The 21,932-nt window shown below is 67.3% G+C and carries 23 protein-coding genes; 18 read left to right on the forward strand and 5 right to left on the reverse strand.

All coding sequences use genetic code 11. The annotated features are described in order from the left end of the window. Positions 1-48 precede the first annotated feature (48 nt). On the reverse strand, positions 49-3,021 hold the full coding sequence (uvrA, locus tag Q9235_RS08105; protein WP_422678293.1) for an excinuclease ABC subunit UvrA: 2,973 nt from the start codon (positions 3,019-3,021) through the stop codon (positions 49-51). Between the two features lie 210 nt (positions 3,022-3,231). Between uvrA and Q9235_RS08110 the strand changes: the two genes are divergently transcribed. From Q9235_RS08110 to Q9235_RS08125, 4 genes are all read left to right on the forward strand, one after another. Further along, positions 3,232-3,900: a GntR family transcriptional regulator gene (locus Q9235_RS08110; protein WP_306226296.1), complete on the forward strand. Its 669-nt coding sequence runs from the start codon at positions 3,232-3,234 to the stop codon at positions 3,898-3,900. A 129-nt stretch (positions 3,901-4,029) separates the two neighbouring features. Further along, positions 4,030-4,596: a biotin transporter BioY gene (locus Q9235_RS08115; protein WP_306226297.1), complete on the forward strand. Its 567-nt coding sequence runs from the start codon at positions 4,030-4,032 to the stop codon at positions 4,594-4,596. A gap of 342 nt (positions 4,597-4,938) precedes the next feature. Continuing rightward, positions 4,939-5,247, forward strand: coding sequence for a hypothetical protein (locus Q9235_RS08120; protein WP_306226298.1), 309 nt, complete (start codon positions 4,939-4,941; stop codon positions 5,245-5,247). Between the two features lie 216 nt (positions 5,248-5,463). Then, entirely contained in the window at positions 5,464-5,712 is a 249-nt protein-coding gene (locus Q9235_RS08125; protein WP_306226299.1) for a hypothetical protein, read from the forward strand. Positions 5,713-5,752: 40 nt separating this feature from the next. On the opposite strand, the gene rpiB is transcribed toward Q9235_RS08125, so the two are convergent. Then, a complete protein-coding gene (rpiB, locus tag Q9235_RS08130; protein WP_306226300.1) occupies positions 5,753-6,202 on the reverse strand; it encodes a ribose 5-phosphate isomerase B in 450 nt (149 codons plus the stop codon). Between the two features lie 116 nt (positions 6,203-6,318). Between rpiB and Q9235_RS08135 the strand changes: the two genes are divergently transcribed. From Q9235_RS08135 to ssb, 4 genes are all read left to right on the forward strand, one after another. Next, positions 6,319-6,843, forward strand: a complete 525-nt coding sequence (locus Q9235_RS08135) for a phospholipase D family nuclease (RefSeq protein WP_306226301.1) — start codon at positions 6,319-6,321, stop codon at positions 6,841-6,843. Positions 6,844-7,047: 204 nt separating this feature from the next. Next, positions 7,048-8,043, forward strand: a complete 996-nt coding sequence (locus Q9235_RS08140; protein ID WP_306226302.1) for an ABC transporter substrate-binding protein — start codon at positions 7,048-7,050, stop codon at positions 8,041-8,043. Further along, a complete protein-coding gene (locus Q9235_RS08145) occupies positions 8,040-8,897 on the forward strand; it encodes an ABC transporter permease (protein WP_306226303.1) in 858 nt (285 codons plus the stop codon). Before Q9235_RS08140 ends, Q9235_RS08145 begins: the two co-directional genes overlap by 4 nt. 146 nt (positions 8,898-9,043) lie before the next feature. Next, positions 9,044-9,607, forward strand: a complete 564-nt coding sequence (gene ssb, locus Q9235_RS08150) for a single-stranded DNA-binding protein (RefSeq protein ID WP_306226304.1) — start codon at positions 9,044-9,046, stop codon at positions 9,605-9,607. 87 nt (positions 9,608-9,694) lie between these two features. Here the strand turns inward: ssb and Q9235_RS08155 are convergent, their stop codons facing one another. Beyond that, on the reverse strand, positions 9,695-10,486 hold the full coding sequence (locus Q9235_RS08155) for a class I SAM-dependent methyltransferase (RefSeq protein ID WP_306226305.1): 792 nt from the start codon (positions 10,484-10,486) through the stop codon (positions 9,695-9,697). Between the two features lie 199 nt (positions 10,487-10,685). Here Q9235_RS08155 and Q9235_RS08160 point away from each other — a divergent pair, with 199 nt between their 5' ends. From Q9235_RS08160 to Q9235_RS08205, 10 genes are all read left to right on the forward strand, one after another. Further along, entirely contained in the window at positions 10,686-11,204 is a 519-nt protein-coding gene (locus Q9235_RS08160) for a GAF domain-containing protein (RefSeq protein ID WP_306226306.1), read from the forward strand. Between the two features lie 7 nt (positions 11,205-11,211). Then, positions 11,212-11,562, forward strand: a complete 351-nt coding sequence (locus Q9235_RS08165) for a winged helix-turn-helix domain-containing protein (RefSeq protein WP_306226307.1) — start codon at positions 11,212-11,214, stop codon at positions 11,560-11,562. Positions 11,563-11,873: 311 nt separating this feature from the next. Further along, positions 11,874-12,974 carry a tonB-system energizer ExbB gene (gene exbB / locus Q9235_RS08170; RefSeq protein ID WP_306226308.1) on the forward strand — a complete coding sequence of 367 codons (1,101 nt, stop codon included), beginning with the start codon at positions 11,874-11,876 and terminating at the stop codon, positions 12,972-12,974. Positions 12,975-12,977: 3 nt separating this feature from the next. After that, on the forward strand, positions 12,978-13,427 hold the full coding sequence (gene exbD / locus Q9235_RS08175) for a TonB system transport protein ExbD (protein ID WP_306226309.1): 450 nt from the start codon (positions 12,978-12,980) through the stop codon (positions 13,425-13,427). Continuing rightward, a complete protein-coding gene (locus tag Q9235_RS08180) occupies positions 13,424-14,287 on the forward strand; it encodes an energy transducer TonB family protein (RefSeq protein ID WP_306226310.1) in 864 nt (287 codons plus the stop codon). Before exbD ends, Q9235_RS08180 begins: the two co-directional genes overlap by 4 nt. A 278-nt stretch (positions 14,288-14,565) precedes the next feature. After that, positions 14,566-14,814, forward strand: a complete 249-nt coding sequence (locus tag Q9235_RS08185; RefSeq protein WP_306226311.1) for a hypothetical protein — start codon at positions 14,566-14,568, stop codon at positions 14,812-14,814. Positions 14,815-15,209: 395 nt separating this feature from the next. Continuing rightward, positions 15,210-16,415 (forward strand): ABC transporter substrate-binding protein, encoded by a 1,206-nt coding sequence (locus Q9235_RS08190; protein WP_306226312.1) that lies wholly within the window; start codon positions 15,210-15,212, stop codon positions 16,413-16,415. 62 nt (positions 16,416-16,477) lie between these two features. Continuing rightward, positions 16,478-18,346 (forward strand): ABC transporter permease, encoded by a 1,869-nt coding sequence (locus Q9235_RS08195; protein ID WP_306226313.1) that lies wholly within the window; start codon positions 16,478-16,480, stop codon positions 18,344-18,346. Positions 18,347-18,354: 8 nt separating this feature from the next. Next, on the forward strand, positions 18,355-19,116 hold the full coding sequence (locus Q9235_RS08200; protein ID WP_306226314.1) for an ABC transporter ATP-binding protein: 762 nt from the start codon (positions 18,355-18,357) through the stop codon (positions 19,114-19,116). Further along, positions 19,116-19,826: an ABC transporter ATP-binding protein gene (locus Q9235_RS08205; protein ID WP_306226315.1), complete on the forward strand. Its 711-nt coding sequence runs from the start codon at positions 19,116-19,118 to the stop codon at positions 19,824-19,826. Before Q9235_RS08200 ends, Q9235_RS08205 begins: the two co-directional genes overlap by 1 nt. Here Q9235_RS08205 and Q9235_RS08210 read toward each other — a convergent pair. Both Q9235_RS08210 and Q9235_RS08215 read right to left on the reverse strand, forming a co-directional pair. Then, positions 19,783-20,340 carry a MarR family winged helix-turn-helix transcriptional regulator gene (locus Q9235_RS08210; protein WP_306226316.1) on the reverse strand — a complete coding sequence of 186 codons (558 nt, stop codon included), beginning with the start codon at positions 20,338-20,340 and terminating at the stop codon, positions 19,783-19,785. The genes Q9235_RS08205 and Q9235_RS08210 overlap by 44 nt on opposite strands. A gap of 158 nt (positions 20,341-20,498) precedes the next feature. Then, a complete protein-coding gene (locus tag Q9235_RS08215; protein ID WP_306226317.1) occupies positions 20,499-21,917 on the reverse strand; it encodes a M20 family metallopeptidase in 1,419 nt (472 codons plus the stop codon). Between the last annotated feature and the right edge of the window lie 15 nt (positions 21,918-21,932).

The raw sequence follows: 21,932 nt of genomic DNA on the forward strand, positions 1-21,932 counted from the left end.
CTTCCCCGCCGCAAGCGGGGAAGGGGATGTGTCATGCGTCCCGTCCTCTCACTCCGCCGCCTGCCTCGCGACCGTCTTCCCCTTCTTGATCGGCCGGCGGTCCAGCACCTCCTTCAGGAAGCGCGCGGTGTGGCCCTTGCCGATGCGGACGATGTCCTCCGGCGTGCCCTCGGCCACCACCTGGCCGCCGCCGTCGCCGCCTTCGGGGCCCATGTCGATCACCCAGTCGGCGGTCTTCACCACCTCGAGATTGTGCTCGATCACCACCACCGAATTGCCCTGGTCGACCAGCTCGTGCAGCACCTCCATGAGCTTGGCGACGTCGTGGAAATGCAGGCCCGTCGTCGGCTCGTCGAGGATGTAGAGGGTGCGGCCGGTGGCGCGCTTCGACAGTTCCTTGGAGAGCTTGACGCGCTGCGCCTCGCCGCCCGAGAGCGTCGTCGCCTGCTGGCCGACCTTGACATAGTCGAGCCCGACGCGCGCCAGCGTCTCCATCTTGTCGCGGATCGAGGGCACCGCCTTGAACAGGCCCTTCGCCTCCTCGACCGACATGTCGAGCACGTCGGCGATCGACTTGTCGCGGTATTTCACTTCGAGCGTCTCGCGGTCGTAGCGCTTGCCCTTGCAGACGTCGCAGGTGACGTAGACATCCGGCAGGAAGTGCATCTCGATCTTGATGAGGCCGTCGCCCTGGCAGGCCTCGCAGCGCCCGCCCTTGACGTTGAACGAGAAGCGCCCGGCCTGATAGCCGCGGGCCTTCGCCTCCGGCAGGCCGGCGAACCATTCGCGGATCGGCGTGAAGGCGCCGGTATAGGTCGCCGGGTTCGAGCGCGGCGTGCGGCCGATCGGCGACTGGTCGATGTCGATGACCTTGTCGAGATGCTCGATGCCCTCGATGCGGTCATGCGGGGCCGGATGGTCGATCGAGCCGTTCAGCTTGCGCGCCACCGCCTTGTAGAGCGTGTCGATCACCAGCGTCGACTTGCCGCCGCCGGAGACGCCGGTGATGCAAGTGAACATCCCCAGGGGGATCTCGACATCGACATTGCGCAGGTTGTTGCCGCGCGCGCCGACGATCTTGAGGCTGCGCCCCTTCTGCGCCTTGCGGCGCTTCGGCGGCACCGGCACCGACATCTCGCCGGTGAGGTATTTGCCGGTGAGCGAATTGGGATCGTCGAGAATGTCCTGCGGCGTGCCCTTGGCGACGATCTCGCCGCCATGGATGCCGGCGCCGGGGCCGACATCGACGACGTAGTCCGCCGTCAGGATCGCGTCCTCGTCATGCTCGACCACGATCACCGTGTTGCCGAGGTCGCGTAGCCGGCGCAATGTGCCGAGCAGGCGCTCGTTGTCACGCTGGTGCAGGCCGATCGAGGGCTCGTCCAGCACATAGAGCACGCCGGTGAGCCCCGAGCCGATCTGGCTGGCGAGGCGGATGCGCTGGCTCTCGCCGCCCGAGAGCGTGCCGGAGGCGCGCGCGAGCGTCAGGTATTCCAGGCCGACATCGAGCAGGAAGGTCAGGCGGTCGCGGATTTCCTTGAGGATGCGCGGGGCGATCTCGTTCTGCTTCTTCGAAAGCCGGGCGGGCAGGGCGGTGACCCAGTCCAGCGCGTCCTTGACCGAGAGCTTCGAGACCTCGCCGATATGGCGCATGTCGATTTTGACGGCGAGAGCCTCGGGCTTCAGGCGATAGCCGTTGCAGGCGGCGCAGGGCGTTTCGGACATGAAGCGGCCGATCTCCTCGCGCGCCCAGTCCGATTCCGTCTCCTTCCAGCGCCGCTCCATATTGGTGATGACGCCCTCGAAGGGCTTCTTCACCTCGCAGGAGCGCAGGCCGTCGTTATAGGCCATGCGCACGGGCTCTGTGCCCGTACCGAACAGGATCGCCTTCTGCGCGCTCTCCGGCAATTCCGACCACGGCTTGGTCATCGAGAAGCCGAAATGCTTGGCGAGCGCTTCCAGCGTCTGGCCGTAATAGGGCGAGGTCGACTTGGCCCAGGGCGCGATCGCGCCCTTCTTCAAGGTGAGGGAGTGATCCGGCACGATCATGTCCGGATCGATCCGCATCTCGTGGCCGAGGCCGTCGCAGACCGGGCAGGCGCCGAACGGATTGTTGAACGAGAACAGCCGGGGCTCGATCTCGGGAATGGTGAAGCCGGAGACCGGGCAGGCGAACTTGGACGAGAAGGTGACGCGCCTGGCCTCGCCATTCTCCTCCTTCTCGTCGGCATATTCGAAGACGGCGATGCCGTCGGTCAGCTCCAGCGCCTGCTCCAGCGAGTCGGCAAGGCGCGCGCCGAGATCCGGCCGGATCACGATGCGGTCCACCACGACGTCGATGTCGTGCTTGAACTTCTTGTCCAGCGCCGGGGCGTCGGGGATCTCGTAGAACTCGCCATTGACCTTGACGCGCTGGAAGCCGCGCTTCAGCCAGTCGGCCATCTCCTTCCTGAACTCGCCCTTGCGGCCGCGCACCACCGGCGCGAGCAGGTAGCCGCGCGTCTTCTCCGGCAGCTCGACCATGCGGTCGACCATCTGCTGGACGGTCTGGCTCTCGATCGGCAGGCCGGTCGCGGGCGAATAGGGGGTGCCGGCGCGTGCCCACAACAGGCGCATGTAGTCGTGGATCTCGGTGACCGTGCCGACGGTCGAGCGCGGGTTCTTCGAGGTCGTCTTCTGCTCGATCGAGATCGCCGGCGAGAGCCCGTCGATCTGGTCGACATCGGGCTTCTGCATCATCTCGAGGAACTGGCGGGCATAGGCCGAGAGCGACTCGACATAGCGGCGCTGGCCCTCCGCATAGATCGTGTCGAAGGCGAGCGAGGACTTGCCCGAGCCGGACAGCCCGGTGAAGACCACGAGCTTGTCGCGCGGGATCGCGAGGTCGACATTCTTGAGATTGTGCTCGCGCGCACCGCGCACCGTGATGGCGCGGCTATTCGGATCGGCCGCGCGGTTGCGGTCGAACATGTCTTCCAGCGCAGCGGCCTGGGCAGCGGCGGATTCGGTCTTGCGGGCCATCGGGGCGTCCGTTGCGGTGAAGCGCTAGATGTAGGGCAAATGCCGGGCCTTTCCAGCCTCGCGGCGATCTGCCCGGCATGAATAGCACGCAGCCGTCCCGGCTGCTGCCGTCTTCCTGACAGGAAGCGTCAGGATCGGCGAGGCCCCGATATGGGGATGATCGTGCCGATCGCAATCGACTCCGCTGCGCGCCCGAATTATCTATAAATCATGACGAAGCCTGCCGAAGACACCATCGCCGTCCGCATCGCCAGGGCCCTGGCCGAGCGGATCATCGCCGGAGCGATCGAACCCGGCTCGCGCCTCAGGCAGGATCATATCGCCGAGGAATTCGAGACCAGCCATGTCCCGGTGCGCGAGGCCTTCCGCCGGCTGGAGGCGCAGGGGCTGGCGATCAGCGAGCCGCGCCGTGGCGTCCGCGTCGCCTCCTTTGACCTCTCGGAGGTGAAGGAGGTCGCGGCGATGCGTGCGGCGCTGGAGGTGCTGGCCTTGCGCCATGCCGCGCCGCATCTCACCACGGCCATCCTCGACAAGGCCGAGCAGGCGCGGCGCGATTGCGATGCAGCCACCGACGTCCGCGCCTGGGAGGAGGCGAATCGCCGGTTTCACCGCACACTGGTCGCGCCTTGCGGCATGAAGCGCCTGCTCGCGACCATCGACGATCTGCATGCTGCGAGCGCGCGCTTCCTGTTCTCGGCCTGGCGCTCGGAATGGGAGGCCCGCACCGACCATGACCACCGCGCCATCCTCAACGCGCTGCGCAATGGCGATCTGGAAACCGCGGTGGCGACGCTGGCGCGGCATGCCCAGTGGATCGGCGAGCGCCCGGTCCGCACCGCATCGGGCGCGACGCGCGGGGCCTTTGCGATCGTCGGCTGAGCATAGTTGGTCCCAGGCGTAGGCGGTTTCGCACAAAGGGCGCACTTGCCTTTTGCGACGAGATATGGACTTCCTCATAGATCAAAGATCGAAATTATAGATAATTTTGATCGCGACCAAGGAGTGACCATGACCGATCTTGCCCTCAGCCGCCCGTTCAGCCCGCTGCGGCTGGAGAGCCGCTCGCTCGCCTGGCAGGCCGGCGCCGTGATCGTCGGCAGCCTGCTGCTGGCGCTGTCCTCGCAGATCAAGGTGCCGATGTATCCGGTGCCGATGACCATGCAGACCTTCGCGGTGACGCTGATCGGCGCGCTCTATGGCTGGCGCCTCGGCGCGGTCACCGTCATCGCCTGGCTGGCGCAAGGCGCGATGGGCCTGCCGGTCTTCGCCGGTGCCGTCGGCGGCGCTGCCTATTTCGCCGGCCCGACCGGCGGCTACCTGCTGGCCTTCCCTTTCGCCGCGGCCCTGACCGGCTGGCTGGCGCAGCAGGGCTGGAACGGCAGCCGCGTCGGCCTCGCCTTCGCCTCGATGCTCGCCGGCAATGTGCTCTGCCTCATGATCGGCGTGGCCTGGCTCGCCGTGCTGATCGGCCTGTCCAAGGCGATCATGCTGGGCGCAGTGCCTTTCATCCTCGGCGCTGTCCTGAAGTCGGCCCTGGCCGCTGCCACGCTCAAGGCCTTCGCGCCGCGCGGCTGAGCTATCCGCGAATTGCGATCAATGACCCGGTGGGCCGAGGCCTGCTGGGTTTTTTGTTGGGCTTCGCGAGCCGGCGCTTTCCGGTCTCTATGCTCGGTTGGCCGGAAGGCACCTAGCGAAGCGTGCTTCCGAACGAATCCGTCTGGCGGCCCGGGGCGCCGATGCCGGGTTGCATATAAGCCGGCCCGTCGGCTCGCGCCCGGGGAACGCTATCCTGCGTGACGCAGCCCACCGGTCCGAGAAGGATGAATGCCAGGGCGGCGCATCGTCTCAGCATGGGAAGCTCCATTATCAAATTCCAGAAGCGGCTAGGGGGCTGGTCCGGACATCTCCGCTTTACGCTTGCCCGAGCGGCAGCGGCATGCCCAAGATGGGCATCCGCCATGGCTGCCGCGCATGTTTTCCTTCTCCCGATTTTCGTTCGACCTGATCGAATGGGTGGCGTCCGATGTGATCCTGGCGCGCATCGAGAGACGGCGCCTCGCCAGGCAGGAGGCTGCCAGCCTGATCGAGCAATCCGGCCCGGAAGCATTTGCGGCGGCGCAGCAGGTCGCCGAGCTCGCCAGGCAGCGCGGCGATGCCGAAGCGACCCAGCTCTGGCTGAACGTGGCCGCTGAAATCGCGCGGCGCGATGCCAAGCGCAGGCGTTGAAGTGAGGCGCCTACGAGCGAAGCGGCGCGGGTTCGCGGCAAGATACCGGGATAACGAGAACGCGGCGCCCGGCCTGAAGCCTTTCCAAGCGAGGGTCACATGTTCGCTTTCATCAAGCGCTTCCTCTCGAGATTTCCGGCCTTGCAGGCCGCCGTCGGCGATGTCCTGTTCGAGACTGCGCCGATAAGGGGCCGTACATCCGTTGGAGAACTCTCCTTGCGCATCAAGGTGGATGGTCGCGGGCAGCACTATATCGGGGTGAAGATGCGACCGGACTACAGCTATGGCGGAGAGGGAAGCCAGACTGGCTTCGTCAATTTCGACATCCAGTCGGCGCAGCGGTTGAAGGCCGATCTGGAAGAGGCGTTGCAGCATCTGGCCGAGATCGCGCAGGAAGCGCGGTCCCGCACCGCGAAGGAGGTTGCCGCCGAATATCCGGGGCCTTGGTCGGCGCCAAGGAGCTAGGGTCTGTCCTGCCTTCGCTCCGACATGTCTCCGATCCGCGCTACTCTTCCAGCGCCGAAATCATCTCCACCCGCGTCGCATGCCGGCCGCCTTCGAACGTGGCGCCGAGGAACGCGTCCACGATCGCCAGCGCCAGCCCTTCACCGACCACGCGGGCGCCGAGCGAGAGCATGTTGGCGTCGTTATGCTCCCGGATCATCCGGGCCGAGAACGTGTCCGAGCAGACGCCGCAGCGGATGCCCTTGACCTTGTTCGCCGCCATCATGATGCCCTGGCCGGTGCCGCACAGGATGATGCCGAGCCGGCAATCGCCGGAGGCGACGAGCCGCGCCGCCGCCTCGCCATGCTTCGGATAGGGCGTGCTCTCCGGCGTCGTCGGGCCGATATCGACCACGTCCCAGCCCAGCGCGGCCACATGCTTCGCGATCGCCTGCCGGAGCGGGATGGCGGCATGGTCGCTGGAGAGGACGAGGCGGTTCTGGGCGGTCACGGCGGTGTCGGTCCTGTTTGGCGGTGTCGGCGACTTGATCCCGTCTGAGCGGACCTGTCTTGTATCGCCGATATGTTTTGCCTTCCATGGCAGGGCAATCGAAAAGCGAGGCCTTGATGAGCACGATCCGCATGATCGGCCTGGCGGCGATGCTGGCCGTCTCCTCGACCACTCACGCAGCACCCGGTGTCGAGGTCGGCTTTTCGCCGGAAGGTTCGGCACGGGCGCTGGTGCTGAAGGTGATCGGCGGGGCGCAGCGCAGCATCCAGGTTCTGGCCTATGCCTTCCAGGCGCCCGACATCGCCGAGGCGCTGGTCGCGGCCAGGAAGCGCGGGGTCGAGGTCCGCGTGGTCGTCGACAAGGAGCGCAACGCGGGCAAGACCAGCAAGGCCGCCATGGATTTCGTGGTGCGTAACGGCGTTTCTTTGCGCACGAACGCGCGCTTCCATCTCCAGCACGACAAGACGATCATCGTCGACGGCAGCACGGTCCAGACAGGATCTTTCAATTACGCGCCGTCGGCGGAGACGAAAAACTCGGAGAATGTCGTCATCATCCGCGAGATGCCGGAGGTCGCCGCGAAATTCCTGTCGCACTGGCAGTCGCGCTGGGATGGCGGCGTGCCTTATCGCGCCCCCTGACGCCAGGTGAGATCGACGGTGTCGCGGCGCTGTCGGGTCCTGACGGGTGCTGACAGGGGCAGGCATCGCTTCACTGGCCCGAATGCGCGATGCTGTTCCCAACGAGCAGGCCGGGCGGATCAATTCACCCGGTCCTGCGTTTCAGCGCGAGCGGCCCGCACGACCGGCCGGCGGCACCAGCCATGAGCGATCGGGGGAGTGACGATGATGAAAGCCCTTCTTGGAGCAGCAACCCTCGCGCTCGGCCTTGGTCTCGGTACGTCGAGCATGGCCTGCGAGCTCAGTCGCCCTTTGAAGATGGCCGGGCTCGACTATGATTCCGCCTCTTTCCACACGGCCCTTGCCAGCGCGATCGCCGAGCGCGGCTTCGGCTGCAAGGTCGAGCGGGTGCCGGGAGTGATCGCGCCGCTGGTCAATGGCATGGCGCGCGGCGATGTCGACATCGTCATGGAGATCTGGATGGCCAACCCGGTCGATGCCTGGGTGAAGGCGGCCGAGGCCGGCAAGGTCGAGCCGCTCGGCACCACGTTCCCGGATGCGAGCGAGGGCTGGTTCGTGCCGCGCTATCTCGTCTCCGGACCGGATGCCAAGGCGCCTGACCTGAAGAAGCCTGAGGACCTCAAGCGCTACAAGGCGCTGTTCGCCGATCCAGAGGAGCCGGGGAAGGGGCGCTTCTACAATTGCGTCGCGGGCTGGGTCTGCGAGGGCATCAACACCAAGAAGCTCGCGGTCTACGGGCTCGCGGAGGATTTCACCAATACGCGCGGCGGCTCGGGCGAGGCGCTGGTCGCCGCGATCGAGGCCGCGCTCAAGCGCAAGCGCCCGGTCGTGTTCTACTACTGGGGGCCGAGCTGGCTGCTCGGCGCCTATGATCTCGTCAAGCTGGAGGAGGCGCCCTTCGATGCGGGAGTCTGGGCCGAACTCAAGGCAAGCGACGCTCCCAAGCGCGCCACCGCCTATCCGACCAGCAAGGTCGTGATCGGCGCCAATGTCGATCTCGCGAAGAAGGCGCCGCAACTCGCGAGTTTCTTCAAGAGCTACGGCACGACCAGCGACGTGACCTCGAAGATGCTGGCCGAGGCGCGCGAGAAGGGCGTCACGCCGGAGCAACAGGCGCTCGTCTTCCTGAAGACGCAGGGCGAGACCTGGAAGAAATGGCTGCCCGCTGACGTCGCCGGCAAGGTTGCCGCGAGCCTGTGACGACAGCCTTGGTGCCGGATCTCGGCAAGGCGCTGCAAGGCGCCGTCAATCGGGCCGTCGATGCCCTCGTCACCGGCTATGGCGACAGGCTCGACGGCTTGGGTGCGGTGCTGACGGCGCCGGTGCGCCTTGTAGAGACGCTGCTTCAGCATGTTCCGGTGTCGGTCTTCGTGCTTGCCGTCGCGGCGGCGGCGTGGCTCGCGACGCGGCGGATCGGCTTCACGCTCGCGATGGCGGCCCTGCCGCTGGCTCTGGCGGGCCTCGGAATCTGGAACGAGGCGATGCAATCGCTCGCTCTGGTCGCTGTTGCCGTGGTGCTCGTCGTGCTGCTGGGCCTGCCGCTCGGCGTTGCCGCAGCGCGCCTGCCGCGGCTGGGGAGGGCGCTCGCGCCGCTCTATGACCTGATGCAGACAATCCCGAGCTTCGTCTACCTCATCCCGGTCGCGATGCTGCTTGGGCTCGGCCGGGCGCCGGCGCTCGTCGCGACGCTGGTCTATGCGCTGCCGCCTTTCGCCCGCCTGACCGAACTGGGCCTGCGCGGCGTCGATGCCGGACTGGTCGAGGCGTCGCGGGCTTTGGGCCTGCAGCCGCGCCAGGCCTTCTGGCTGGTCGAATTGCCGCTCGCCCGGCCGACCATCCTGCAGGGGCTGAACCAGGCGATCATGATGGCGCTGGCCATGGTCGTCGTCGCCTCGATGATCGGTGCCAAGGGATTGGGCGAAGTCGTCCTGCTCGGCCTGCAACGGGCCGATCCCGGCCTCGGCTTCGTCGGCGGGCTCGGCATCGTCCTGCTCGCGGTGCTGCTCGACCGGTTGGCGCAGGCGATCCTCGGCGCGCGCCAGCCGCCGCGGTGAACAGCAACCGAATCAGCGGGGGAAAACCGGGCTTGAGGCACTTGAACAAAACAGGAACATCATTGATAATGCCTCAATCGGCCGATAGGGTTCGGCTCCGGTCAAGAGGCCGGTTTGTGTGAAGTGCGCAGGAAATGGAGCCTGTCATGGCTGGTAGCGTCAACAAGGTCATTCTGGTCGGCAATCTCGGGCGCGATCCCGAAGTGCGCCGCCTCGGCAGCGGCGAGCCTGTCGTCAATCTGCGTATCGCCACCTCCGAGACCTGGCGCGACAAGCAGAGCGGCGAGCGCAAGGAGCGCACCGAGTGGCACTCGGTCGTAATCTTCAACGAGAATCTGGCGAAGGTGGCCGAGCAGTACCTGAAGAAGGGCTCGAAGATCTATATCGAGGGCCAGCTTCAGACCCGGAAGTGGCAGGACCAGTCCGGCGTCGAGAAATACACCACCGAGATCGTGCTGCAGCGCTTCCGCGGCGAACTTACCATCCTCGACAGCCGCCAGGGCGGCTCGGACGAGTATGGTGAGGGCGGCGGCAGCAGCGGCGGCTACATGGACGACCGCTCGGGCGGCGGCGGTGGCGGCTCCTTCGGCCGTTCCAGCGCGATGGGCAGCGGTGGCGGCGGCGGTTCGCGCCAGCCGGCCATGTCGGGCGGCGGCGGTGGCGGCGGACGCTCGTCCTCCAGCCATCTCGACGACGACATCCCGTTCTAGGGCTTGAGCCCGGCTTCAGGCCGGAATGGCTATCGATGTTTTCAGAAGGGCCGGTTCTCGCAAGGAGCCGGCCCTGCTGTTTTTGACTCAGGGCCGCGCGATGACGAGCCTCAACGAGCCGTCGAAGCTTGGCTGCTGGCGCAGGACGCCGTAGCAGGCGTCCCAGGCTCCGGTTTCCAGGTCCTGTCGCAGCTTCTCGATCGAGGCGGCGTTCTGTTCCGCGCCGACGAAGCTCCAGGCCGAGCAGGCCGATCGCGCGCCCGGATCGAGGAAGAGTTCCGGCCGGCCGTAATAGGCTTCGTTGAAGCCGTCACGGCAGGAGAGGGGGATCGGCACCGCGACGATCTCGACCTCGCCGCCGAGCACCGTGCCGATATGGCCGAGCGAGGGATAGCGCCGCGCCTCGGTCGCCAGCACATCCGGCGCGTAATGGTTGAGCCAGAAGGCCTGCACCAGATCGGGATCGCAGGAGAGGATGGCAACCGGGCCGCGCGTCACACGACGCATTTCGCGCAGGCCCGCATCGAGGTTTGCCCATTGATGCACGGTGAAGGTCGCCATGCTCGCGTCGAAATATCCGTCCAGAAAGGGCAGGGCCTCCGCCGTCGCATCGATCGCCGCGACGATATCGGCCGGGCGCTGCGCCCGCATCGAGGCGGATGGCTCGACCGCTGTCATGTCGCGGCCGCGCGGCTCGTAGGAGCCGGCACCGGCACCGACATTGAGGATGCGCCGGGCCGGACCGAGCGCCGTCTCGATCAGCGCGGCGATCGCGGGCTCGGGCTGGCGATAGGAGGCATAGCCCTGTCCGATCCGGCCGTAATCGGCATCGCCGGCGCTGCCATCGGCGCGGCGCGGGCTCGAAGTCAGGTCGTTCATCGGGATGTCTCCGTCAGCTTGGATTCGCCGGATACCTCGCTCAAGATCGATTCCCTACCCAAATCCAATGAGGCGTACGCGACGTTTGGCACGATCCGCAGGGGACGGGGAAGGGGCCACTTCGATGGCGCGGCCCGGAGGATGGTGGTAGGAAGCGGCGCTGGATTTCGAGAGCGAACGCAAGCGAGGCGTCAGGATCATGTTCGAGGCACGCAGCATCGCCGCCGGCAACAAGCCGGAGTTCTATCGCGAGCTCGCCGGGCAGCTCGAGGCCCTGCTCGCGGGCGAAAGCGATCCCATCGCCAACGCCGCCAACACCTCCGCCCTGCTGTTCCAGATGATGCCGGATCTGAACTGGGCCGGCTTCTACATCATGCGGTCAGGCGAGCTGGTGCTCGGCCCGTTCCAGGGCAAGCCGGCCTGTGTCCGCATTCCCGTCGGCAAGGGCGTCTGCGGCGCGGCGGTCGCCCAGCAAAAAACGATGCTGGTGGAAGACGTCCATGCCTTCCCCGGCCATATCGCCTGCGATGCGGCTTCGCGCTCCGAATTGGTGGTGCCGCTGCATGGTCGCGACGGCGTCATCGGCGTGATCGATCTCGACAGCCCGTCGCCGGCGCGATTCGACGCCGATGATCAGGCTGGCATCGAGCGCATCGCGACGATCTGGCTCGCCGCCTGCGGCGAAGGCGCGCAGGCGGCCCTCGCCAAAGCCTCCTGAGGCGGCGGTGCCCTCGCTGAATCTCAAGATCCAGCTCGACCCCGAGGGCCGGATCGGCCCCGGCAAGATCGCGCTGCTCGAGAACATCGCGAGGCATGGCTCGATCTCGGCCGCCGGCCGGGCGATGGAGATGTCATACCGGCGCGCCTGGGAGCTGGTCGAGGAGATGAACGTGCTCTTCGGCAAGCCCGTGGTCGAGCGCCAGGTCGGCGGGCGCAATGGCGGCGGCGCGCAACTGACCGCACTGGGCGAAGCTTTGATCCTGCGCTTCCGGGCGGTCGAGCAGGTCGCTGCCGAAGCCGCTGCCGACCATCTGGCCGCCTTGCAAGCCGAGATCGACCGGCCCGAGCGCGGCTGACGAGTCGTCAGGCGCGTCGCAACGACGGCGCCTTGCATTCATCGAATAGCGGATATGTGACGACCGTCCAGGAGCGCGGTCAGGCCTGATTTCGCGTGGCTAGGGCTCGGTCGGGGCCATGGCGGGCGAGCCGCTTTTCCTTGACATGCCGGCCCGATTCGAACAGGCGTATCGCATATGCAGCATCGGCGCTGCAAGTCTTTTTTTGTAATGATTCCAATGAGGAAGCTGCCGACCCCAGGGGCGCGGCGGCAAGGCTGCGAAGCCGGCAAAGGCCGGAGCAGCGCTCCTCCAGAGAAGGCTGATTTGTGATGATGCGTGCGTTCCGTCTGGCTCTTGTCGCGATGAGCCTGTCCGTGGTGGCGGCCCAGGCCCAGACCTCGGGGCAGCCGACGTCCCCGGCGCCGGTCGATGTGGCCCCGCCCGCAGCGCAGGCTCAGCCCGCGGCCCCCAGCCAGCCGGCGCCGCAGATCCAGCAACCCGCCCCGGGTCAGCAGGCTTCTCCGACCCAGCCGACGACGCCGACCAATCCGCTGCCGCCCGCTCTGCCCCAGCTCGGCATCAACCCGCCGAGCACCGCCCATCCGCCGCTGACGTCCGGCACCCCGGCGACGCCTGTGGTGGCTCCGGCACCGGCCGCGGCGGCGACCCTGCCGCATGACCTGTCGCCCTGGGGCATGTTCATGGCGGCGGATATCGTCGTGAAGGGCGTGATGCTCGGGCTCGCCTTCGCCTCGCTGGTGACCTGGACGATCTGGCTCGCCAAGGCGATGGAGCTTGCAGCGGCCAAGCGCTCCGCCGGCCGGGCGCTGCGCCGCATCGAAGCCGCCGACAACCTGAGCGCGGCGGCTGGCGCCGCCGCCGGCAAGAATGGCAAGCTGCGCGGCGCCGTCGGTCAGTTGCTCTCGGCAGCGCTCGCGGAGACGCGCCGCTCCGCCGATCTCGGCGAGGATGGCATCAAGGAGCGCGTCGCCATTGCGCTCTCGCGGATCGAGGCACGCGCCGGCCGCTCCATGGCGCGCGGCACCGGCCTGCTCGCCACGATCGGCTCGACTGCGCCCTTCGTCGGCCTGTTCGGCACGGTCTGGGGCATCATGAATTCCTTCATCGGCATCAGCCAGGCCAAGACCACCAATCTCGCCGTCGTCGCGCCGGGTATCGCCGAGGCGCTGCTGGCCACTGCGATCGGCCTCGTCGCCGCCATCCCCGCCGTCATCATCTACAACGTCTTCGCCCGCGCGATCACCGGCTACCGGGCCACGCTCTCCGATGCTTCGGGTGAGATCCTGCGCCATCTCTCGCGCGATCTGGAGCGCCGCCAGCGCGCCGTCGCGCCTGTCCCGCGTTCGGCTGCGTCGTCCTCGGCTTCGGCGGCGAGCGTGGCCTCTGCGCCGCTCGTCCCGGCGGAGTGAACCATGGGCGTCTCCCTCAAGGACCCGCAGGACGGCGACCTCGGCGAGGTCAGCGACATCAACGTGACGCCGTTCATCGACGTCATTCTCGTCCTGCTGATCATCTTCATGGTCGCGGCGCCGCTCTCGACCGTCGATGTCGCCGTCGACCTGCCGGTTTCGAACGCGCAGCCGCAGCCGCGGCCGGACACGCCGATGTTCCTGACCGTGAAGGGCGATCTCTCGCTCGCGCTCGGCAATGATCCCGTGCCGCGCGAGGCCCTGCAGACGGCGCTCGACCAGAAGACGAATCGCGACCGCGAGCAGCGGGTCTTCCTGCGCGCCGATGGCAGCGTCGCCTATAGCGAGCTGATGAACGTCATGAACCTGCTGCGCAATGCCGGCTACCTCAAGATCGCGCTGGTCGGTCTGGAGGATACCGGGCAGGGCGCGCCTGCGGGGCCGAAGCCATGAGCATGGAGCGCCCGTCTCTCTCCCGCTTCGCCCCGGCCGCCCTGCGCTGGAGCCTGGCGGCGTTCGTCATTGCGAGTGCCCACGGCACGGCCGGCTGGGTCATCGCCAACTGGCAGCGCGCCGAGGCGGCGATGGGCGCGCCGCCCGCAGCCGTGATGATCGAGCTCGCGCCGCTGGCCGTCGCGCCCGAGGCGCCGCCGCAGGAGGTCGCGCCTGGCCCCGAGATGGCCGAGGCGCAGCCCGAGCCCGAACCGCCGCCGCCCGAGCCGGTCGAGCAGCCCAAGGAGATCGAGCCGCCGCCTCCGGAGCCGGAGCCCGTTGCGATTCCCGAACCCGAGATCAGGATTCCCGAACTGCCGCCCTTGCCGGATGCAGCAGCGATCCTGACGCCGCCGCCGAAGGAGCAGCCGAAGCCGCCTCCGCCGGAGAAGCCCAAGCCGAAGCCGAAACCCAAGATCGTCGAGAAGAAGAAGCCGATCCGGCCGGACAAGCCCAAGGCCGAGCAGACCTCGGCGCCGGTGGCGCAGGATCAGGTTGCGCCCCGCGCCGCCGCTCCCAATTCGGGAGCGTCCTCGCCGTCTCCCGCGGCAACGGCGAGCTGGCGCGGCTCGCTGATGGCGCATCTCAACCGCTACAAGCGCTTCCCCGGTGGAGCCAGCCCCGGCACGGTCCAGGTCGCCTTCAGCATCGATCGCGGCGGCCGCGTGCTCTCGGCCCGGCTGGTCCGCGGCTCGGGCGATGCGTCGCTGGACGAGGAGGCGGTCGCGATGATCCGTCGTGCCAATCCGGTTCCGGCCCCGCCGGAGGGTCTGGGCGGCGGCGCGATATCGCTGACTGTGCCGATCAAGTTCTCGCGGTAGCTGAGGACACTCGGCCATGGCGGCGTCGCGCCACCTTTGTCATTCCGGGGCGCGCCGAAGGCGTGAACCCGGAACCCACGACTGGGTGGAGCATTCTGTGCCGCGCTGTAAGCCGCTCACCCAGTCGTGGGTTCCGGGTTCTTCGCTGCGCGAAGCCCCGGAATGACAATCAGGTCGTTCTGTCCCACGATGGTCAAGTGTCCGTTCCCTTCGGCGGAATGCGGAACCGCAGAGCCGTCCGCGCGTAGGACGGAGAGGATTGCGAGAGGAGAAGCGCGATGACGATCGTCAAGCTTGCAGCCGGCGCGATGCTGGCCCTCGCATTGGGCGGCTGCGTCACCACAGAAGCCGAATACCGGGCCATGGACGAGCAGCGCTGCCGCTCCTTCGGGTTCCGCGCGCCGGGGGAGGCCTTCTCGAACTGCCTGCTGCAGCTCGATCTCGATCGGGCGGCCGAGCGGCGCTATCGCTTCGACCGCTTCGATGCCTCCTTTGGCGGGCCATGGGGCTATGGCCGGCGCTGGTGAGCGCCGAACTCCCGACAAGAAAAAAGGGCCACGCCGGAAGCGCAGCCCAAGTCTAGGGAGGAAACGCCCAAGGAGGGCGGCGCAACATCTCTGCTGCGCTGCACTCTAGATAGGGAGCCCGAGCCGCGCCTGCAAGGCCAAAAGGGCAGCGTCGCTGACTTATTTTTGGGCGACTTGTTTTTTGAATGAAATCAGAGGCTTTACGGTGCTTTTCGTAAAACCGCGCTAGCTGCCGTCAATCCCGCGCGCATCTGCTGCATTGCAAGAATCGCAGATTGACAAGCGTCCGGATTTGCTAATTCATATGCATGCAAATGAATTCCGCGTCGCCCGATCCGGTGCGAGCGGTATCGGCGCGGATTGCAGCCGCAGCGAGGCGAAGGACTTAAACCCTCATGCAGATCGATCGTCGCAGCTTCGTCGCGGGCACGCTTGCCCTCGGCGTTCCCACGTTGGCGCGCGCCCAGGGCGCGGGGCCGATCCGCATCGGTGAGATCAACTCCTATACCGCCCAGCCGGCCTTCCTGAAACCCTATCGGCAGGCCTGGGAGCTGGCGCAGGAGCAGATCAACGCGGCCGGCGGCGTGCTCGGCCGCAAGCTCGAGACCGTCTTCCGCGACGATGCCGGCAAGCCGGAAGACGCGGTGCGTCACGCTGCTGATCTCGCCACGGCCGAGAAGGTCGACATCATCGCCGGCGGTTTCCTCTCCAATGTCGGGCTGGCGCTCGCCGACTACGCCAACCAGAACAAGCGGCTCTATGTCGCCTCCGAGCCGCTGGCCGATGCGCTCGTCTGGTCGAAGGGCAATCGCTACACCTTCCGCCTGCGGCCCTCGACCTACATGCAGGCCGCGATGCTGGTCGAGGAAGCCGCGAAGCTCCCGGCCAAGAAATGGGCGATCGTCGCGCCGAACTACGAATACGGGCAGTCGGCGGTGAAATGGTTCAAGGAGCTGCTGGTCAAGGCGCGCCCCGACGTGACCTTCGTCGCCGAGCAGTTTCCGGCGCTCGGCCGCATCGATGCCGGCGCCACCGTCCAGGCGCTGGAGACGGCCAAGCCCGAGGCGATCTTCAACGTCACCTTCGCGGTCGACCTCGCCAATTTCGTCCGCGCCGGCAACACACGCGGCCTGTTCGAGGGGCGCCAGGTCGTCTCGATGTTGACGGGCGAGCCGGAATATCTCGACACGCTCGGCGCCGAGACGCCGGAAGGCTGGATCATCACCGGCTATCCGCACGCCGACCTGCAGACGCCGGAGCACGTCAAGTTCCGCGACGCCTACAAGGCGAAATACAACGACTATCCCCGGCTGGGTTCGGTCGTCGGCTACGAGACGGTGCAGGCCATCGCGGCAGCGCTGGCCAAGGCCGGCTCCCCCGACAACGAGAAGCTCGTCGATGCCTTCGAGGGGCTGAAATTCGGCTCGGCCTTCGGCCCCATCGAGTTCCGCAAGATCGATCACCAGTCGACGCTCGGCGCCTATGTCGGCAGGAGCGCGCTGAAGAACGGCAAGGGCGTGATGGTCGACTGGAGCTATCGGGATGGTGCGAAGTACCTTCCCAGCGACGACGAGGTCCGCAAGCTGCGCCCGGCCGTCTGAACTTGCCTGACATGGAGCGCGGCGCTACCGCCTGAGGGCTGTAGCGTTGCGGCCGAGACGACATGCTTGATCTCGTCCTCACCCAGACCCTGAATGGCCTGGCCTCGGCGTCGTCGCTGTTCCTGGTGGCGTGCGGGCTGTCGATCATCTTCGGCGTCACGCGCATCGTGAACTTCGCCCATGGCTCGCTCTATATGCTGGGCGGCTATCTGGCCTTCACGCTGGTGACCTGGCTCGGCCCGGCCGATCCGCTCGGTTTCTGGGGCGGCGTCATCCTCGCCGTGCTGCTGACCGGCCTCGCCGGCGTGCTCATCGAGGTCCTGATCCTCCGGCGGATCTACCAGGCACCGGAGCTGTTCCAGTTGCTCGCGACCTTCGGCGTCGTGCTGATGCTGCAGGATATCGCGCTGGCGACCTGGGGGCCGGAGGACAAGCTCGGCCCGCGCGCGCCGGGCTTCCGCAGCTTCGTCATTCTGTTCGACAACCGTTTCCCGAGCTACGAACTCTTCCTGATCGCGGTCGGGCCGGTCGTGCTCGGCGTGATCTGGCTGCTGTTCCACCGGACTCGCTGGGGCGTGCTGATCCGCGCCGCGACGCAGGATCGCGAGATGGTCAGCGCGCTCGGCGTCAACCAGCGCCTGCTCTTCACCTCGGTCTTTGCCTTCGGCGCGGCTTTGGCAGGGCTCGGCGGCGCGCTCCAGCTCCCGCGCGAGGCGATCAACCTCCACATGGACCTGTCGATGATCGCCGAGGCCTTCGTGGTCGTGGTCGTCGGCGGGCTCGGCAGCGTCACCGGCGCCTATCTCGCCGCCGTGCTGATCGGCGTGCTCCATGCCTTCGGTATCCTGATCCTGCCCAAGATCACGCTGGTGCTGGTCTTCCTGGTGATGGCGGCGGTGCTGATCGTCCGGCCGCATGGCTTGCTCGGCAAGGCGGCGAGCGAGCCGCGCGGCCATGCCGGCCAGCTCTTCCTGCTCAACCCGGCCGATGGCGCGGCAAAGCTGTTCGGGGCCGTGGCACTCGGTCTGCTGGCTCTCGCGCCGCTCGTCGTGCCGGATCATCTCATCCTGACCCTGACCGATCTCGTCATCTTCGCGGTCTTCGCGGCGTCGCTGCATCTGCTGATGGGGCCGGGCGGCATCACCTCCTTCGGCCATGCCGCCTATTTCGGGCTCGGTGCCTATGGCGCGGCGCTGGCGGTGAAATGGCTGGGCAGCCCGATGGAGGAGGCGCTGATGCTGGCGCCATTGATGGCCGGCATCGCAGGCGCGATCTTCGGCTGGTTCTGCGTACGGCTCTCGGGCGTCTACCTGGCCATGCTGACGCTGGCCTTCGCCCAGATCGCCTGGGCGACCGCGTTCCAATGGGTTGACCTCACCGGCGGCGATAACGGCATCCTTGGCGTCTGGCCCTCGGCCTGGGCGGTGCCCAAGACGGTGTTCTACTATCTCGCGCTCACCATTGCCGTGCTGGTCATCGTCGCGCTGCGCGTCATCATCTTCGCCCCCTTCGGCTATGCCCTGCGTGCCGGTCGCGACAGCCCCTTGCGGGCCGAGGCGATCGGCCTCGATGTCGGGCGCCTGCAATGGGCGGCATTTACCATCGCGGCGATCGCGGCCGGCATTGCCGGCGGGCTCTTCGCCTTCTCGAAGGGCTCGGTCTTCCCGACCTATATGGCGATCCCGCGCTCGGTCGATGCGCTTCTGATGGTGCTGCTCGGCGGCGTTCAGACCGTTGCCGGGCCGATCGTCGGCGCCTTCGCCTATATGGGCCTCAACGAGCAACTCATGAAGCTGACGGTCTATTGGCGCTTCGTTCTCGGCCTCTCGATCGTGCTGCTGGTCGTGCTGTTCCCGCGCGGCCTCGTCGGAACCTGGCTGTACTGGCGCGCCCGGCGCGAGAGCGCAGCCCAAACGGCGGCTACGGCATGAACGCGCCCATGCCCCCCGTCTTGGAAACCCGCGACCTCGCCCGCTCCTTCGGCGGCGTGAAGGCGGTCGATGGCGTCTCCTTCTCGGTCGAGGCCGGCAAGCTGGTCGCCCTGATCGGCCCGAACGGCGCTGGCAAGACGACCTGCTTCAACATGCTGAACGGGCAGCTCAAGCCCGATCGCGGCGAGGTGCTGCTGGCGGGCAAGCCGATCACCGGGCTCGAACCGCGCAAGGTCTGGCGCCTCGGCGTCGGCCGCACCTTCCAGATCACCGCGACCTTCGCCTCGATGACCGTGTGCGAGAACGTCCAGATGGCGCTGATCTCGCATGAAGGGGAGACTTGGCGCCTGTTCGGCCGTGCCGACGCGCGCCATCGGGAGGCGGCAGATGCGCTGCTCGCTCAAGTCGGAATGACCGGGCAGGCCGAGCGCGCTTGCGGTGTGCTCGCCTATGGCGACCTGAAGCGCGTCGAGCTTGCCATCGCGCTCGCCAACGAGCCGAAGCTCCTGCTGATGGACGAGCCCACCGCCGGCATGGCGCCGCAGGAGCGCATCGCCCTGATGGCATTGACCGCGCGCATCGCCAGGGAACGCGGCATCGCCGTGCTCTTCACCGAGCACGACATGGATGTCGTCTTCGCCCATGCCGATCGCGTGCTGGTGCTCGACCGTGGTCGGTTGATCGCATCAGGTACCAGCGCCGAGGTCCGCAACGACCCGCAGGTGCGCGCGGTCTATCTCGGCTCCGGCGCGACCTCGGGAGGGCATTGATGACGGCGCTCCTTGAATCGTCGGGCGTCGAGGCCTGGTATGGCCGCGCCAAGATCCTGCACGGCGTCGGCTTTTCGGTCGGGCATGGCGAGGTCGTCGCGCTGATGGGCCGCAACGGCGCCGGCAAGTCCACGACTATGAAGACGGTGATGGGGCTGGTGCCTGAGCCGCAAGGCTCGATCCGCTTCGAGGGCAAGGAGATCGCCGGCCGCGAGCCTTTCCAGATCGCACGGCTTGGCATCGGCTATGTCCCGGAGGATCGGCGCGTCTTCTCCGAGCTTACGGTGATGGACAACCTAGAAGTCGGCCGCCAGCCGCCCCGGACGGGCGCGCCGCACTGGACGCCGGAACGGCTGTTCGATCTCTTCCCCAATCTCGGGCGCATGCGCGACCGGCCGGGCGGCGCCATGTCCGGCGGCGAGCAGCAGATGCTCACGATCGCCCGCACGCTGATGGGCAATCCGCGCCTGTTGCTGCTCGACGAGCCTTCGGAAGGGTTGGCGCCGGTCATCGTCGAGGCGATGGCCGAGACGATCCGTGTGCTGAAAGGCGAGGGGCTTTCGGTCCTGCTTTCCGAGCAGAATCTGCATTTCGCCGGCAGCATCGCCGACCGCGCCGTCATCATCGAGAAGGGCCTGATCCGCTTCGACGATACGATGGCGGCGCTCAAGGCTGACGAGGCGGCGCGGAGCCAGTATCTGGCGGTCTGAAGCCCGAGAGCAGGCGCCGCATCACCCCGAGCAGCGGCTCGACCTCCCTGTCGGCCATCGGCTCCAGCGCGGCCACGGTGATCGCCTTGGCGCGTTCGACATAGATCGGGAGCATGTCGCGGCCGCGCGCGCCGAGCTGCACCAGCACGCGGCGCTTGTCGTCGGGATCGTGCAGGCGCTCGACCAGCCCGCGCTCGGCAAGGCGCGTCACCACGCCCCGGATCGTGGCCGGGTCCATTGCCGTCATGCGGCCGAGCTGGTTCTGCGAAATCCGCCCGTCGACGGCGAGACGGCAGAGAACCGCGAATTGCGGCGGCGTCGGCCCATCCTCGCCCATCATCTCCAGGAACATCGCAACATAGCGCTGCTGCATCTGCCTGAGCAGGAAGCCGAACTGCTCGTCCAGGACATAGCCGGCGAGGTCGACGGGTTCGGGAATCGCGGAATCGGCCTGGCCGCTGGCCGTGCGGCGATGCCGGCCGAGCCCGTCTTCCGATTCCTCTGCGCGATCCATGCTGGCTCCGGGTGGCGATTCTGCCGGCTGGCGGCAGCGATGTCACTCTAGATCATATGTGTTCGTTCAATCGCGATACAGCGCTGAAAACGAAACATCCCGAGTGACCGTCTGGCCACCCGGGATGCGTCTGCGTCAGTTCTGGAGCGCGAGGGCGCTCAGCCCAGCGACATCGTCAGCGGCGGCTTCACTTCGGGCGGCAGCGGCGAGGTGTAGCCCTCCTTGCCGAGGCGGGCCTTGTGGTCGGCCTTGGCGGCCGCCATCAGGGCCGGGTCGCTCAGCACGGCGGCGCCGGTCGCGGCCATCGCCTTGGCGACATGGACCATCGCCTTGTGCGCGGCGGGGGACTTGCCCTGCGCCACGACCTGCCAGGTGTGGAACGGCGTGCCCATCGCGACCGTCGGCGCATGGGCCTGCACGGTCGGCACCGCCCAGCTCACGTCGCCGATATCGGTCGAGCCGATCGCTGGGTTGCGCTTGGCGTCGCGCGGCACGAGGAAGTCGGCGAGCGGCGCGCCGGTGTCGGGCATGCCGATGGTGCGCCAGATCGAGGCGATCTCCTGCGGCGAGAGCGTGCCGCGGATCTTCTCGGCGTAAGCCTTGTCGGCATCGTCGAAATGCGGCGCGCCGAGTTCGGCCATCACCTTGTGCAGGGCCTCTTCGAGCGGTGTGTTGGCGACGAGATCGGAGACGGCGCTGACGATGCGCATCTCCATCTTGGTTTCCGTCATCAGCGCGGCGCCTTCAGCGATCTTCTTCACGCGCTGGACGAGTTCCAGCATGCCGCGCAGGTCACGCGCACGGATGGAATAACGGACGCGCGCGTGGGCCTGTACGACGTTCGGCGCGATGCCGCCGGTATCGAGCAGCGCATAATGGACGCGCGCGTCGGACGGCATGTGCTCGCGCATGTAGTTGACGCCGACATTCATCAATTCGACGGCATCGAGCGCCGAGCGGCCGAGATGGGGCGCCGCAGCGGCATGCGAGGCGCGGCCGGTGAAGACGAAATCGGCGCGGGTATTGGCCAGCGCCAGGGCGGGAGCGACCTCCCAGAAGCTCGACGGGTGCCACGAGATCGCGACATCGGCGTCGTCGAAGGCGCCGGCGCGGACCATGAAGGCCTTGGCGGCGCCGCCTTCCTCGGCCGGGCAGCCATAGTAGCGCACGCGACCGGGAATCTTGTTCTCGGCGAGCCACTCCTTCATCGCCACCGCAGCGAGCATGGCGGCCGAGCCGAGCAGGTTATGGCCGCAGCCATGGCCGTGGCCGTTGCTCTCGATTTCCTTGTGCTCGGAGGCGCCGGCTTCCTGCGACAGGCCGGGCAGGGCGTCATATTCGCCGAGGAAGGCGATGACCGGGCCGCCTTCGCCGGCCTCGCCGATCACCGCGGTCGGGATATCGGCGACATTCTCGGTGATCTTGAAGCCCTGGTGCTTCAGCTCTGCGATATGCTCGGCGACCGAGCGCTTCTCGGTGTAGCACACCTCCGGCATGCCCCAGACCCGGTCGGAGAGCGCGATCAGGCGCTCCTTGTTCGCATCGACATGCCGCCAGAGATCGTTTCGATTGTCCATTGTCGTTCCGCCTGG

The organism is Bosea beijingensis (assembly GCF_030758975.1).
Taxonomy (GTDB): Bacteria; Pseudomonadota; Alphaproteobacteria; order Rhizobiales; family Beijerinckiaceae; genus Allobosea; species Allobosea beijingensis.

What these genes read in the sequence shown, in the direction of transcription:
- uvrA (WP_422678293.1), bottom strand. Translation starts at nt 3,021, where the DNA reads ATGGCCCGCAAGACCGAATCCGCCGCTGCCCAGGCCGCTGCGCTGGAA.
- Q9235_RS08110 (WP_306226296.1), top strand. Translation starts at nt 3,232, where the DNA reads ATGACGAAGCCTGCCGAAGACACCATCGCCGTCCGCATCGCCAGGGCC.
- Q9235_RS08115 (WP_306226297.1), top strand. Translation starts at nt 4,030, where the DNA reads ATGACCGATCTTGCCCTCAGCCGCCCGTTCAGCCCGCTGCGGCTGGAG.
- Q9235_RS08135 (WP_306226301.1), top strand. Translation starts at nt 6,319, where the DNA reads ATGAGCACGATCCGCATGATCGGCCTGGCGGCGATGCTGGCCGTCTCC.
- Q9235_RS08140 (WP_306226302.1), top strand. Translation starts at nt 7,048, where the DNA reads ATGATGAAAGCCCTTCTTGGAGCAGCAACCCTCGCGCTCGGCCTTGGT.
- ssb (WP_306226304.1), top strand. Translation starts at nt 9,044, where the DNA reads ATGGCTGGTAGCGTCAACAAGGTCATTCTGGTCGGCAATCTCGGGCGC.
- Q9235_RS08155 (WP_306226305.1), bottom strand. Translation starts at nt 10,486, where the DNA reads ATGAACGACCTGACTTCGAGCCCGCGCCGCGCCGATGGCAGCGCCGGC.
- Q9235_RS08160 (WP_306226306.1), top strand. Translation starts at nt 10,686, where the DNA reads ATGTTCGAGGCACGCAGCATCGCCGCCGGCAACAAGCCGGAGTTCTAT.
- exbB (WP_306226308.1), top strand. Translation starts at nt 11,874, where the DNA reads ATGATGCGTGCGTTCCGTCTGGCTCTTGTCGCGATGAGCCTGTCCGTG.
- exbD (WP_306226309.1), top strand. Translation starts at nt 12,978, where the DNA reads ATGGGCGTCTCCCTCAAGGACCCGCAGGACGGCGACCTCGGCGAGGTC.
- Q9235_RS08180 (WP_306226310.1), top strand. Translation starts at nt 13,424, where the DNA reads ATGAGCATGGAGCGCCCGTCTCTCTCCCGCTTCGCCCCGGCCGCCCTG.
- Q9235_RS08185 (WP_306226311.1), top strand. Translation starts at nt 14,566, where the DNA reads ATGACGATCGTCAAGCTTGCAGCCGGCGCGATGCTGGCCCTCGCATTG.
- Q9235_RS08190 (WP_306226312.1), top strand. Translation starts at nt 15,210, where the DNA reads ATGCAGATCGATCGTCGCAGCTTCGTCGCGGGCACGCTTGCCCTCGGC.
- Q9235_RS08195 (WP_306226313.1), top strand. Translation starts at nt 16,478, where the DNA reads ATGCTTGATCTCGTCCTCACCCAGACCCTGAATGGCCTGGCCTCGGCG.
- Q9235_RS08200 (WP_306226314.1), top strand. Translation starts at nt 18,355, where the DNA reads ATGCCCCCCGTCTTGGAAACCCGCGACCTCGCCCGCTCCTTCGGCGGC.
- Q9235_RS08205 (WP_306226315.1), top strand. Translation starts at nt 19,116, where the DNA reads ATGACGGCGCTCCTTGAATCGTCGGGCGTCGAGGCCTGGTATGGCCGC.
- Q9235_RS08210 (WP_306226316.1), bottom strand. Translation starts at nt 20,340, where the DNA reads ATGGATCGCGCAGAGGAATCGGAAGACGGGCTCGGCCGGCATCGCCGC.
- Q9235_RS08215 (WP_306226317.1), bottom strand. Translation starts at nt 21,917, where the DNA reads ATGGACAATCGAAACGATCTCTGGCGGCATGTCGATGCGAACAAGGAG.